Below are 14,525 nucleotides of genomic sequence, written 5' to 3' on the forward strand. Positions count from 1 at the left end.
GAATGCGGGTTAGCGATGTCTACGACGGGCTACGCCTACGCACTGGTTTGTCCCCGCTTTGCTCAAGCTTGATTAGCATTGGGATTTAAACGTATCATAATTTTCTCTGGTTATGTCAAATTTTTAAATCCATAACAGTGGTAAAGTCCATGAGCATCTTTTGTAGCTTGACAAAACACCTTGCTACGAGAAAGGTAAATATCGATGGTGATGGGTAGCGATTACAAAATACAATTGCGGTTTACCACATCGGTAGTCGTCGCTAAGAAGGGCTATTATGCCTGAATGCTTGCGGCATTTGTGGGATGCTTAGTTACCAATCAATAATTGCTTTCGATGTAGCAATGCTGTTAGAATTTAGATAAGAATATTAATTATATAAAGCTAAATATGTATTAGGTAATCATGAATACTATGGAAGTGCTTATCCAAGGCTTGTTGAGAAACTAAAAGATTATTCATTAGGAACTAATGTTCATGTTCTAGAAAATGATTTAGTTACCATTGAAGGTGTAAATTTTTTAGATTGTACTTTATGGACTGATTTTAAACTGTTTGGTGAGCCACGTATGGCAGGTGTAGAAGCTAGTCAAATCATGAACGATTACAAGAAAATTAGATTAAGTCCGCAATACTCAAAGTTAAGAAGTATTGACACAGCCCTAATTTGTAAAAAGTCAGTTAATTGGTTAAAAAATACATTATCTGGCTTGTCTGGTAGAAATGTAATTATCAGCCATCATGCTCCTAGTGCAAAGTCTATACCTTTTCAATATCAAGAAGATATTTTAAGTGCTGCTTATGCTTCAAATCTTGATACTTTAGTTGAGGAGTCTGGAGCATTATTATGGATTCATGGACACATTCACAATCAATTAGATTATCAAATCGGTTTGACTCGCGTTATTTGTAATCCGCGTGGTTATCCAGATGAACCAAATAATTACTTTAATCCAGGATTATCAGTGGAGATTTAATAAATATAGCAATCCGATTTGATTTTTGAAAAAATCTACGTGTAACCTCCAGATAACGCTGCAACTTCCCTAAGTCACTGTTACCAGTAATTATCCATAAAAGTAACTGAAGAGCCAAAAATAATAATAACTATACGTGAGTTCGACAGACCTCTCCTTGCCTTGAACTAAAGTTCAAGTCTGTCCCTCTCCGACTCGGAGAGGGACAGGTTTTGCGTAGTAAAACCAGGGAGAGGTCTTTTGGGTTGATATGAGATGACTAGTCGAACTCAAGTTAACTATAATTCATTCTTGCGGTCAGTGGGTTGCAACCTAAAATGATGAAATTACTGAACCATTAGCTGGATAAAAAAGGCTATATTTAGTATTCAAGGATATGGGTGCATCTACCATTGATTATGAATCAGCCTACAACAAAATCTTGGCAAGAAGTCCTCGCTGCTTTTAAAAAAATCTGGGGTTATGAAGATTTTCGTCCACCACAGGGAGAAATTGTCAGTAGTTTATTATCACAAAAAGATGCGCTGATTATTATGCCCACAGGTGGCGGGAAGTCGATTTGTTTTCAACTTCCCGCACTGCTACAAACAGGATTAACTTTGGTAGTTTCGCCCTTAGTGGCGTTGATGGAAAATCAAGTACAGGAACTACGAGAAAGCCACCAAAAAGCAGCACTTTTGCATAGCGAATTATCTTCATCTCAACGCCGTGCAACTCTGCAATCTTTGGAACGTCAACAGCTAAGATTACTGTATTTATCACCAGAAACTTTGCTAAGTGTGCCAGTGTGGGAAAGATTATGTCAGCCGCAATTGCAAATTAATGGTTTGATTTTAGATGAAGCTCATTGTTTGGTGCAATGGGGTGATACTTTTCGCCCAGCTTATCGCAGATTAGGGGCGGTGCGTCCGGCATTGCTAAAATCAAAACCACCAGGAACAAAAATTAGTATCGCTGCTTTTACTGCTACTGCTGACCCCTCAGCCCAAAAGACTATTCAAACAGTTTTACAATTACAGCACCCAGAGATTTTCCGCTTGAATCCCTACCGTCCGAATTTGCATCCCAGCGTTCGCATCGCTTGGACACCACGAGGTAGAAAACAACAATTATTAAAGTTTATTCAAAATAGACCGCAACAATCGGGATTAGTTTATGTTCGCACTCGGCGAGATAGCGAAGATTTAGCCCAATGGTTAGCAGAGATGGGTTACGCTACAACTAGCTATCATGCGGGATTAGGTGCAACAGAACGCCGTGAAGTAGAAGCAAGCTGGTTAAGTGGTAAAATGCCTTTTGTGGTTTGTACCTGTGCGTTTGGTATGGGGATAAATAAAAGTGATGTTCGCTGGGTAGCACATTTTCACGCGCCACATCTGCTATCTGAATATGTGCAAGAAATTGGCCGGGCTGGAAGGGATGGGAAACCAGCAGAAGCGTTAACGTTGGTAAGTGAACCTACGGGGTGGTTAGATGCAGGAGATAAGCAAAGACAGGAGTTTTTTCACGAACAAATGCGATCGCAACAACAAATAGCACAGCAACTTGTGAAAAAATTGCCAAAACAGGGAGAAGTGAATGCAGTAACTCGACAATTTCCTGAAGGTGCGACGGCACTAGCTTTACTCCACAGCAGTGGTCAGCTAAACTGGCTTGACCCTTTTCATTACACCATTGGGCAAAAAGCCGGAAATCAGCCACCGACGCAATTACACGCCGCCAAACAGATGCAGCAATATCTGACTACAAAGCAGTGTCGTTGGCAATTTTTGTTAAACGCCTTTGGTTTTGACAAAGAAGCAGCTAACTGGCGTTGCGGACATTGCGATAATTGCTGTTAACTAACAGTCCGTTTCATCGGAATTTCTATCCAGAACTCACAGCCCTTACCAGCTTCAGAAACACACTTGATATTACCACCATGTTTCTCTACAATAATTTGGTAGCTAATAGATAAGCCCAAGCCAGTACCTTGTCCAGGTTGTTTGGTGGTAAAGAAAGGTTCAAAAATGCGCGATCGCATCGTTTCTGGAATTCCACAACCATTGTCAGCAATCCAAATCAGAATCGTATTCTCTTCTATGACTTCTGTACGAATCCAAATTTTCGGATTGTCAATTATTTTTCCACTAGTTGCTGAGTTCTCCAGTGCATCGATCGCATTGTTGAGAATATTCATAAATACCTGATTCATCTGGGCTGCATAGCAAACTAATGGGGGTAATTCACCATATTGTTTAACTACCTCAATCACAAAAGAATTAGTTTCTGGTTGCAGTCGATGTTGTAAAATTAGCAAAGTACTGTCAATGCCTTCATGAATATCTACTGGCTTCATTCCTGTTTCGTCAAGTCGAGAGAAGCTTCGTAACGACAAGACTAATTGAGAGATTCGATCTGCCCCTATCTTCATTGAAGTTAGAATTTTAGGCAAGTCATCACTAATAAAATCTAAATCTAGTGCTGCTACTTGCTCTTGAATTTTTTCTGTTGTTTTAGGATACTCTTTTTGATAAAGGTGTAGTAATTTAAATAAATTTTCAGCATGTTCTGTAACATAAGTGATATTGCCATAAATAAAACTAATCGGGTTATTAATTTCATGTGCTACACCAGCAACTAACTGCCCTAAGCCTGCCATTTTCTCACTTTGAATTAACTGGCTTTGAGTGTGCTGTAATTCTTTAAGAGTCTGTGTGATTTCTTCTTTTTGACGTTGAGTCTGTTCGAGTAATTCCGCTTGCTGAAGTCCTACCCCTAACTGAGTACCAATTTGCATCAGCAGATCTACTTCATCTTCTTGCCAATCACGGGGTTTGATATTTTGATAAGCTGCTAGTAATCCCCAAAGTTTCTCACCCTGAAAAATCGGCACAATCATATATGCCCTAGCCTCCATTAGCTCGATTAGGGCAAGATAAGGAATAGAATCATCGGTACTGTAAATATCCTTAATAACAAGAGTTTTACTATTAGCAAAATCTCCGCCTTGGGTTTCTTGCAAGTAATTAGTGGCGTAGGCGTAGCCCGTCGTAGACATCGCAGGTACAATATCCTTGACTGCTGTCCAACCTTGGGCTAGTGACTCAGCAACAAATTCCCCACTCCAATCAGCCCCGAATCGATAGATTGTCACTCGATCGACTTCCAATAGCCGCCGGACTTCTTCTGTACTGGTAGCAAAGATGGTATCAATATCAAGAGACTGGCGAATTTTCTCCACCGTTGTGGCTAAAGCCTTTTCCCTTTGGGCTGCTTTCCGTTCTCGTTCGGCAGCTTTAGCCAGTTTTTGGGCTTGCACCTGCATGTGTTTCAATGACTCAGCTTGCTGTAATGCTACCCCCAATTGAACGCCAACTTGTGCTAGCAAATTGATTTCTTCATCTTGCCAATAACGGGGCTGAGAATTTTGATAAGCTACTAGCAATCCCCACAGCTTTTCGCCCTGAGAAATTGGGACAAAAACTTCATTACGTGCATACTTACCTGCTTTCGTTCCTTGGACAAGAACGCGTTCGGTTACAGGCTGCGGCTTAACCACTGGTGTCCAGCCATCAAGAATAGAATCAGCCACAAATTCGCCACTCCAATCAGGATAGAAGCGATAAATTGCGACTCTTTCCACTTCCAATAGCCGCCGGACTTCTTGAGTAGTGGTTTTAAAGATGGCTTTAATATCAAGAGACTGACGAATTTTTTCTACGGTGTTTGCCAGCGCCCTTTGCCTTTCAGCAGCTTTGCTGATCTCTGCTGCTTGAATCTGCATTTGTTGGATAAATTCTGCTTGCTGCAAAGCTACACCTAATTGAGTGCCTACTTGGGTAAGCAAGTAAACCTCATCTTTTTGCCAATCACGGGTTGTAGCATTCTGATACACTGCTAGCAGCCCCCAGAGCTTTTGACCGTGGTAAATGGCAATAATTACATAAGCTTTGGCTTGATATATCTCTAAGATTTTAATGTAGCAGTTGCTAAAGCCTGAATTGTAAATATCATTACAAACACGGTAAACTTCACATCTACTAAAGCTACCACCATCTGTATCTTGTAAGTAAGTATCAGCAACAGGGGGTTTAGCTAAATCTTTAGCGCTACATTCACTGACGTTTTCTTTCAATTCCGGGCGCTGCGATTGTTCATGGATGAGAGAAATCCAACCCTCTGCCACTGATTCAAACACAAATTCGCCACTCCAATCGGGATTAAAGCGGTAGATGGCGACGCGATCGGCATTTAGCAGTTGCCTAAGTTCTCCGGTGGTTGTGTGGAAAATGCTTTCTAAGTCTAGGAACTGACGAATTTTCTCAATGGTGATGGCTATGGTTTTCTGCCATTCGGCTGCTTTTTCTCTGGCTTTTGCTTGTGCTAATTGTGCCGATTGTAGTTTTACTTGTTCTAGGTAATCTGCTTGCTGCAAAGCAACTCCGAGATGTTCGGCGATTAATTGCACAAACTCAATTTCTGAGTCTTCCCATTGGCGAGGACTACTACACTGATGAATACACAACAAGCCCCATAAATCTTTACCTTTTATCAAGGGGGCAGTTATACTACCACGTACTTGGAATCTTTCTAGAATCTTGATGTAGCAATCACTGGCATTAACTTGATAAATATCAGCTATTGCTTTAATTCGACCTTGCTGATACAGTCCTGCGAATTCCTCACTAAAGCAGTGGTCACGGAGTTTGGCTGCTAGTGCCGAACCCCATTCTGTTCCCACATCTTCATAGATAAATTCCCCTTCCCATGCCAACTCAGGATAAAAACGAAACACGGCAACCCGATCGCTTTTCAAAAGCTGACGTACTTCGGTGACCGTAATTTTGAAGATAGTTTCTATGTCTAGAGATTCCCGAATATGGGCAATAACCCCAGACAAGGCTTTTTGTTGCTCATTCTGACGGAGAGAAAATATCACATCTGAATGAGATTCTTGTTGTTCTGAATTTGGTTTTATGGGTTGAGTCGTAGAGGAGTTTTCCATTCCCAGTGGGACTTTAAGTATTGAAAGTCTGCTATCTCATGATTCCCGTTGCGATCGCAAAGGTAACAGTTATTTGCTGTGAATGTCATAAAAAACAATATAGGGACACGATAGTATCAATTAGTGTCAACTTAACGTGAAACCGCTTGTCCGCCGGGAATTGAAATTCTCGTCTCATAGCTAAAGTCATCTAAAGATGACTAAAATATCGCCAAAAATCTCCAGTCTACTTCAGTAGACTTAAGCTATTAGCCCGAAAATTTATTTCCGGGCGGGCATGGAAGCCGACAGTTAAGCTATTTCCAGCTTAAGTTGACACCAATGAGCAATGCTGCACCCCTACCGCGTGGTCTATTTACCTGACAATAGCTGCAAAATACAAACGCTTTATCCTTACCCAACTTCTGCAAGAAGTCTATTCATAGCAAAGAATTCAAAAAGGTAATATTAAAAAAAATCGTTAAAAGGTAATCATGTCAGCTATCCAAACAACTGTGGTTCTTGCCATGACGGCCGATGGAAAAATTAGTGCCGTAGATCCGAAAGCGCCTCGTGAATCCGATATAGCCGATCAAGCACACTTGGAGTATCAAGTTTCTCTTGCCGATTTAGTCCTGGTAGGAGCAGGGACAATTCGCGCTGAGGGAGGAACTTTTTCAATTCGCAATCCTGAGTTGTTGGCAGCACGTGAGGTTCGGGGTCAATCTCCTCAGCCGATTACCTGTGTTGTCTCAGGCTCCCTAGACCTATCGCTGGACTTGCCTTTTTTGAGTCAGGACATTGAGCGATGGATATTCACCACACGGACTGGTTTAGAGCGCAATTCTGATGCAACAATCCTCCACAAACTGGCTGAATTAATTGATTTGGGAGATACAAACCTAGACTGGGATCGAGCCTATACCTTGATGGCAGAGCGGGGTATTCACAAAGTTGTTGCTTTGGGAGGCGGCTCTTTAACAGCTGCTCTATTGCAGGCAGGACGAATTGACGATTGGTGGTTAACCATTTGGCCAGTCATTTATGGAGGAAAGCACGCCCCTAGCCCAGTGGAAGGAGAGGGTTTTATTCCTAGTGCTGCTCCTCATCTTCAACTCGTTGAAACTCGTCAGGTTGGAAGTGAGTTGTTTTTACACTACCGCACACTTAAGTAATTTCTTTCACTGATGAATTGCGTCTCTAGACGCAATTCATTTGGTTTTATTAACCAGGGGGCCAATCTAACTGCCGTCCTCCTAAAATATGTAAATGTAAGTGATGGACTGTTTGACCACCGTCATCACCAGTATTGATGACAACTCGATAACCATTTTTCAGTCCCGCTTCTTCTGCAACACGTTTGACGGTTAACAAAAGATGACCCAATAGAGCATGATCCTCAGATTCAGCATTAGCTAGTGTGGCCAGGGGTTTTTTGGGAATGACCAAGATATGAGTCGGCGCTTGGGGATGGATGTCTTTGAATGCCAGGGCTAAATTATCCTCATAAACAATATCAGCCGGAATTTCCCGACTAATGATTTTGCTGAAAATCGTTTCTGTAGTTTCACTCATGCCAATTTACCTACTTATCTCTTAGAGATTTTATATTAGACAGATGAGCAAAAATAATGTAGGCAGAATTCATGAGTTCTGCCTACGAAGGATTTTGAGCAACGTCTAATTAATTTTTGAAGAAGGCTATTAAGTTTGTTAACAATAGTACTTACGCACGAGTTAGGGAATAACGTAGACGCAAAGCGGCTTGCCGCAGGCTACCGCAGAGGCACAGAGAACACGGAGAAATCAGAGTTTGAGAGATATTTTGCGTAAGTCCTAAACAAATTTTGAATAATCGCGCACATCCTAGTAAGGCACGGCATAAATAAACCACCCATTCAAAATCAATGAAACGCTTACACTGTATTAATTTTGAATTTTGAATTTTGAATTTCGCCTTGCGGTACTAGCTTCTCTTAAATAGAGAAGCTAGCTACTACTACGATTGATGAATAATTTTATTTTCTCCTTAATCTAGAGAATGTTCAGCTATTTTGGTTGACTAGGGCGATTTTCTTGGGGAGAAGTTACACCATCGCTAGGAGGATGAGGTGGAATACCTAGTGCATCGATCAACTGTTGTTCTGTAACTCCTAACTTTGTGGCTGCGGCTTTCAAATCAGATCTAGGTGGACGCTGATTGCGATCGCCTGGATTTGGAGAATTAGCAGGAACTCCCAACGCAGCTTTCAACTGTGCTTCTGTAACTCCTAACTTTGCGGCTGCGGCTGCAAAATCCGGTCTGGGTGGACGTTGATTACGATCGCCTGCATTCGGAGGATTGGCAGGAACTCCTAACGCAGTCTTTAACTGTGCTTCTGTAACTCCTAACTTTGCGGCTGCGGCGGCAAAATCCGGTCTGGGTGGACGCTGATTGCGATCGCCTGCATTCGGAGGATTGGCAGGAACTCCCAACGCAGTCTTTAACTGTGCTTCTGTAACTCCTAACTTTGTGGCTGCGGCGGCAAAATCCGGTCTAGGTGGACGCTGATTGCGATCGTCTGGATTTGGAGAATTAGCAGGAACTCCCAACGCAGCTTTCAACTGTGCTTCTGTAACTCCTAATTTAGTGGCTGCGGCGGCAAAATCCGGTCTAGGTGGACGTTGATTGCGATCGCCTGGATTCGGAGGATTGGCAGGAACTCCTAAAGCAGCCTTTAACTGTGCTTCTGTGACTCCTAACTTTGTGGCTGCGGCGGCAAAATCCGGTCTGGGTGGACGCGGCTGTTCATTTGATGGTTGGTTGGGTGGTTGTTGCGCCTGTGCTATTTGATCGAATTGATTAGCGGCATTTGCTTGATTGAGTGAAATAAAACCAAATGTGCCAACTAAAACAGGAATTGCTGTCACCACTAGAACTCGACGAATATTCATCATTAAATCTCCAAAAATTTATGTTTCTAATTAAGTCATCTCAAAATGACATCATGTTTATAATTGAGCCACCTCAAAATTACAGCTTGTCTATTTTATAAATTACAGTTTTGTAATTTAAACAGAAAATAATGAATTTAAAATGGAATAATATATGAATTCATAAATACTTGTGAATGTTCTATTTGTCGAAGATGAAGCAAAAATTGCTAACTTTGTCCGGGCTGGGCTGAAGGAGCAGGGATTTGTTGTAGATTACTGCGATAACGGTGATGAAGGATATCTGCGGGCATTAGATAATGAATATGATGTGATTTTACTCGACATTATGATGCCGGGAAAAGATGGATTATCGATTCTAAAACTATTGCGGCGGCAAGGTCGGAATACTCCAGTAATTCTGTTGACGGCTCGGAATGAACTAGACGATCGCTTGCAAGGACTAAATTTGGGAGCCGATGACTATATCGCTAAACCATTTTTTGTAGAAGAATTAGTGGCTAGAATTCATGCCGTTATGCGTCGGAGTGTGAGCGAACGCCAAAATGTACTTGGCGTTGGGCCGATTAAACTCGATCGCATCACCAGAGAAGTCACTTGCAATCACCAGGCCATAGAACTCACCAGCCGCGAATTTAATCTTCTAGAATATCTCATGCGCTCTCCCGGAAGGGTTTTCACTCGTACCCAAATTCTAGAACACGTTTGGGGTTACGACTTTAACCCCAATACCAACGTTGTAGATGTTTGTATCCAGCGAATTCGTAAAAAAATTGACCCCATTGATGAAGCAGTCTGGATTGAAAGCATTCGAGGGGTTGGATACCGATTTCGCAAGCCAGATTCTTCCTCATGAAACTTGATTCCTTTCGACTCCGCCTTGCTTTGTTGTCTGCGGCTCTAGCTGGAAGCACATTAGTCGGATTTGGTGCAATTTCCTGGTTGCAGATTTACAATGCTAAGATTAGCCGCCTGGATGCAGAACTATTAAATCAATTGCTGCGGGTAATTCCGAACTCACCTCAACGACAGGAACCTCCCGTTCCCGGAAGTTTTTTCCAATCAGGCAATGGCCCGCGATGGCAATCTTACGAAGATTCATTATCTTATACTTTTGGAACCAATACAAAAACCCCCGTCGCCGTTCTGGCGCTTGATTCAAACGGCAATATACTTTATCAATCAAACTCCTTACCTGCCGATCTTGAGGTGAATCGTCTGTTGCTGGCGCGTCTTCAGTTGACACCTTTACCACCACTCCCGAAGAGAGAACCACCGCCTTTATCCCCCAATACAAATCCACCCTTCGAGCCGCCGCCGCCGATTCGTCCACGTCCACCTCAATTTGTCACTGAACAGACGGCAAAAGCAGTCTGGCGGATTGGGGCAACTAAATTTCCCAATACTCAGATTGCCATTGCTGTTAGCTTACAAGCCGTCGATCAAGAGATGGCTACCATTCGCAATATTTTTATGGTTTCAATTCCGGGAGCGCTATTGCTAGTTGCAGTGGGAGCATGGTTAGTTTCTGGTGGTGCTTTGCGTCCTATCCGTCAATTAACGGGCGTAATACAACAGGTGACTGTCAAAGGGTTAGATCAACGGATTCCCATTGGAACAACTGATGTGGAATTTGTCGAACTGATTCAAGTGTTTAACTTGATGTTGGAACGCTTGGAACGCAGTTTTACTCAAGCTTCCCGCTTTAGTGGTGATGCGGCTCATGAACTGAAAACCCCACTAACTATTTTACAAGGCGAACTCGAACGAACACTACAGCAGGTTGATTCTGGTAGTGAAGTGCAACAGCGCTTAAGCAACCTGTTGGATGAGGTGCGCCGCCTGAGTGGAATTATGCGGAAACTCTTGTTGCTATCTCTGGCAGATGCGGGAAAAATGAGCTTGTATCTGGTTGAGGTGGATATGTCTGAGTTGCTCATGGAGATGCTAGAAGACTTGGAAATGTTAGCTCCCCAGTTGACTGTGCAAACTGACTTCACTAATGGACTGCGGATAAAAGGCGATCGCGATCTTTTAATTCAAGTTTTGCAAAACCTGTTCAGTAATGCCATCAAATACAATCTTCCTAACGGCTGGATAAAAATTCACACTCATCAAACTCCAGTAACCCTCAATGTAACGATTGTCAATGCATCCCAAGATATTCCAGCGAGCGATCGCCTACGCATTTTTGACCGCTTCTATCGCGGCGATCCCTCACGTAACCGCAAAATAGAAGGAATTGGACTAGGACTCAGCCTATCCCGCGAAATTGCCCGCGCCCATCGTGGCGATCTCACCCTTGACTCAACATCTTTGGGTCAAACAGCGTTCACCCTGACTTTACCGGTGAAGTTATAAAATTAAATATGTGGAATATGGCGACTCAGCCAATCAGCATTTTCACGTAGGATATGCAGAATACTTCCGTGAACGACCGTTTCCAAATGTAGCCGCTCCTTTAAAGGGGAAGAGTAGAAAACTTTAGGGTGTCTAGATGATTCCTCTACCTCCTCGACTACATAGCGATTAGGGACATGACTTAAAATGTGGGCAATTAGCTTTTGCCGCAATTCATGAATTGAAAAAGCTAATTGATAAGGATGTTCAGGATACTCATTCAAGACATGATCAATTTCTTGAATGACGATTGGCAATGTTAAATTGATTAATGTGTGCGACATTTTTTAGCAACCTAATTAAAAAGAAAAATTTTAGGGTTTACTTCTGATTTTCCTAGTACACCACGGCGTAAATAGACATACCATTCAAAATTTCTGAAAACCTTATGCTCTATTCATTTTGAATTTTGTTAGCGCAGCGTTAGCGAGTCCGCGAGCGTCATTTTGAATTTTGAATTCCGCCTTGCGGTACTAGTCTTGTTTATAAAACAGAATTCAGGAGTCAGAATTACAGCTACTTGCAAAGTGCTGTAATTTTGTAAGACTGGCGAATAAATGACTGGGTTTAATACCCCACAAAACAAGAAAATTTGGTGGTCTTAACTAGGTGAGTAACAAGCACGAATAATCAGTAGACATCTCCAGAAATTAAATATGCGTTACCCATAACCCTTGTAGAGACGTAGCAGTGCTACGTCAAAACAATTCTTTTTCGGAGATGTCTAGTGATAAGTCTGTCACTTACTTCCCGCAGCATATCTCCCACTGATAGCACAGTGGTAGGGAGTCCCTGAGCATCTTGATTCTGAATTCTTCTTCAAAAAACTGGCATCTCCTGACGGCAAAAGCTACAACGCCAATAAAGCCCTCCCATGCTGATGTGGCGCAGTAAAACGGTTGAACATCCAGGGCAAATATGCCTGCTATTCATTAAGTGCTTGATTGTTGTGATGAAAATAGGCTGTTGGGTGCGATCTGGTTTTAGATACGTTGATCGCAGCATTAAATTGCTTAATAAAGTATCCACTTCAAAACCTGGATTTATTTGATAAAGGTGTAACCTCTAGCCAAAAAGCTTTTACCGCTTTCTCTAATTGGTCTTATAAGTAACAGAATAACAAACAGATGTTTGAAATAGAGTATTTACAAGCGTTTGATTTATGGTTTATTTGTATTAATTAAACAAGAAGTTTAGCTTTTTCTTATTGATAGATAATACTGCGATTCAGTTCATCTATCTCAGGGCAGATTAGGCATAGATAGACTCAATTCTCAAGGAAATTAGCTTTGCTTTGTTCGGTGACAGCTAATATGTTAACAGTGACATCAATTAGAATATGACATCAATCTGTTAACAGTGACAAATAATTAGTTAAGGAAACTCCAAGAAATAAATTATCCAATATTGTGGGGTGGGCAACATGAGCGCCCAGTCCATAGGGCGGGCGAGACGCCCACCCCACAAGAGTTAATTGAATATTTTTTTATTTGGAAGTCCCTAATGTACAATAAACGAGCGCGGAGGGATTTGAACCCCCGACCCACAGAACCGGAATCTGGTTAAGAACGATATAACTAGCATTTTCTCAGTTTTCTCTGACTTCACTAGGCAAGTTGAGAGAAAGATGAGAGAAAATCATAAGCAAGTCACACCAAGCGATATAGCCAATCATCTTATAGGTTATGAACGTTTGCTAGACTTCTTTAAGGAAGCGCAAAACCAAACACCTAAAGGAATAGGACTCAAAAAAGACAGTAAAGCTAGTGGTACTTATATCCTCCTACAATTCAAACTCGGTGATAAGCGTGTAGCTAAAGCGTGTAACTGTGCTTTTACGATGGATGGGATAGCTAACGCACTCAGAAAAGCTAAACAAGTTAGTGAAGCATTAGGGAAGTTTAGCAGTGAGACAGAGTTTTTAGCTTGGTATGATGAACACATTTTAGAAAAAAACCAAGTCAAGAATGACTTGATTATATTCAATGAAGCTATCAAGCTAGTAGAAGATAATTACTGGAATAGCTACACCAAGAAACGTCAACCACGAGATAGAAACAACCCTAGCCATCAATCATGCTGGTATGAAGTGTACTATTGTTTCTACAAAGAACTCCCGTTAAATAATAGCATCAACCTTACCGATATGATGGATGTTATTAATAGCAAAATCAAGGGTAGTAAACGTTTTAAAGATTGTGTTTCAGCAATGAAAAAACTTTGTGAGGTAACAGATAATAGCAAGCTACGGGATGAGTTAGGCAAATTAGACATAGCACAAACTAAGTTTAAAGAAAATCTCCAAAGCATCTCATTAGAAGATTTTTTTGAATTAAGAGAAGAAATTGTAAATATTCCTGAGAATGATGCAAGGAGTAATATTGATACACGGAAATCATGGCTATTTGTGTTTTCAATGCAGGTAGTATATGGATTGAGAATTAGTGAGGTTTTTGCAATTCAGAACATTGACAAAGCTTTTAGAACAAAAGACGGTGTAATAATCCCAGCATTACAAAATGCTAACAATAAAGAGATGATTGCAGTTGTAGGAAGTGAGACAATATTAGGCACTACTACTAAAACTGGTTATCGTTTAGCTGTTCCGTTAGTTCCACCAACCTATCCTAATTTGATTGAGAAGTTAGAGATTAAATCAGGTGAGTTGCCAGTGTTTCATTTAAACTCACTGAATCCAAACTCAATTAGAGCATACATCAGTCAAAGAGCTTACAGAGTATTAACCAGATGGGCTAAAAACTCTAAATTTACTCAAACCCATGCCTTACGTCACCTAGCTAATCTTAACGGAATGATGGCAGGAATACCGTTAGAAAAAAGAGCAATGTCACTAGGACATTCACCCGCTATGAATGATACTGTGTACAAAAGGAGACAAACAACTAAAACTACACTGGATTTACTCACACAGTCTACTAACCAAGCTATTCCGCTACAGTCAGCAGTTGCTATAGCTGAAAAATTAGGATGCACTGATGAGAAGTCAATCAAATTACTGGCAGCTATCTATAACGTGCATGAGGATGAAATTAGAGTGAAATAACCATTACACGCACTATTTATTGAATACCTGCAAAGTGTTAAAGTTCACCTATATGAATTTTGATACAGGTGAAATTTTATTTAAATCAAGATTTCCTCATCATCTCGGATAATGATTACTTCTCTAGGTATAGAATCATCCTCTATTCCTAACCTAGCTAATCTTTCTAGGTGTAGCAAAGACC

At 41.3% G+C, this 14,525-nt stretch carries 9 protein-coding genes and 1 pseudogene; 6 read left to right on the plus strand and 4 right to left on the minus strand.

Features of this window, described 5'->3' with window-relative positions; translation table 11 throughout:
• Positions 1-401 precede the first annotated feature (401 nt).
• Both V7K76_RS12070 and V7K76_RS12075 read left to right on the plus strand, forming a co-directional pair.
• Positions 402-977 (plus strand): annotated as a pseudogene (locus V7K76_RS12070) (hypothetical protein); the annotation flags it as partial.
• 398 nt (positions 978-1,375) lie between these two features.
• Positions 1,376-2,818 (plus strand): RecQ family ATP-dependent DNA helicase, encoded by a 1,443-nt coding sequence (locus V7K76_RS12075; RefSeq protein WP_334953489.1) that lies wholly within the window; start codon positions 1,376-1,378, stop codon positions 2,816-2,818.
• Here V7K76_RS12075 and V7K76_RS12080 read toward each other — a convergent pair.
• Complete coding sequence (locus V7K76_RS12080; RefSeq protein WP_334775003.1) at positions 2,815-5,964, minus strand: GAF domain-containing sensor histidine kinase; 3,150 nt, start codon at positions 5,962-5,964, stop codon at positions 2,815-2,817. The two genes, V7K76_RS12075 and V7K76_RS12080, sit on opposite strands and share 4 nt — an antisense overlap.
• Before the next feature lie 473 nt (positions 5,965-6,437).
• On the opposite strand from V7K76_RS12080, the gene V7K76_RS12085 reads away from it, so the two are divergent.
• Complete coding sequence (locus V7K76_RS12085; RefSeq protein ID WP_334775004.1) at positions 6,438-7,118, plus strand: RibD family protein; 681 nt, start codon at positions 6,438-6,440, stop codon at positions 7,116-7,118.
• 49 nt (positions 7,119-7,167) lie between these two features.
• Here the strand turns inward: V7K76_RS12085 and V7K76_RS12090 are convergent, their stop codons facing one another.
• Together V7K76_RS12090 and V7K76_RS12095 are read right to left on the minus strand one after the other, a co-directional pair.
• Positions 7,168-7,518, minus strand: coding sequence for a histidine triad nucleotide-binding protein (locus V7K76_RS12090; protein WP_334775005.1), 351 nt, complete (start codon positions 7,516-7,518; stop codon positions 7,168-7,170).
• A 474-nt stretch (positions 7,519-7,992) separates the two neighbouring features.
• On the minus strand, positions 7,993-8,880 hold the full coding sequence (locus V7K76_RS12095) for a hypothetical protein (RefSeq protein WP_335029788.1): 888 nt from the start codon (positions 8,878-8,880) through the stop codon (positions 7,993-7,995).
• A gap of 169 nt (positions 8,881-9,049) precedes the next feature.
• Between V7K76_RS12095 and V7K76_RS12100 the strand changes: the two genes are divergently transcribed.
• Both V7K76_RS12100 and V7K76_RS12105 read left to right on the plus strand, forming a co-directional pair.
• Positions 9,050-9,733 (plus strand): response regulator transcription factor, encoded by a 684-nt coding sequence (locus V7K76_RS12100; RefSeq protein WP_334775008.1) that lies wholly within the window; start codon positions 9,050-9,052, stop codon positions 9,731-9,733.
• Entirely contained in the window at positions 9,730-11,238 is a 1,509-nt protein-coding gene (locus tag V7K76_RS12105; protein ID WP_334775009.1) for an ATP-binding protein, read from the plus strand. Before V7K76_RS12100 ends, V7K76_RS12105 begins: the two co-directional genes overlap by 4 nt.
• A gap of 2 nt (positions 11,239-11,240) precedes the next feature.
• Here V7K76_RS12105 and V7K76_RS12110 read toward each other — a convergent pair whose 3' ends face one another.
• Positions 11,241-11,561 (minus strand): hypothetical protein, encoded by a 321-nt coding sequence (locus V7K76_RS12110; RefSeq protein WP_334775010.1) that lies wholly within the window; start codon positions 11,559-11,561, stop codon positions 11,241-11,243.
• 1,343 nt (positions 11,562-12,904) lie between these two features.
• Between V7K76_RS12110 and V7K76_RS12115 the strand changes: the two genes are divergently transcribed.
• Positions 12,905-14,341, plus strand: coding sequence for a hypothetical protein (locus V7K76_RS12115; protein ID WP_334775011.1), 1,437 nt, complete (start codon positions 12,905-12,907; stop codon positions 14,339-14,341).
• Positions 14,342-14,525: the final 184 nt, after the last annotated feature.

The organism is Nostoc sp., from assembly GCF_036917975.1.
Lineage (GTDB): Bacteria > Cyanobacteriota > Cyanobacteriia > Cyanobacteriales > Nostocaceae > Nostoc.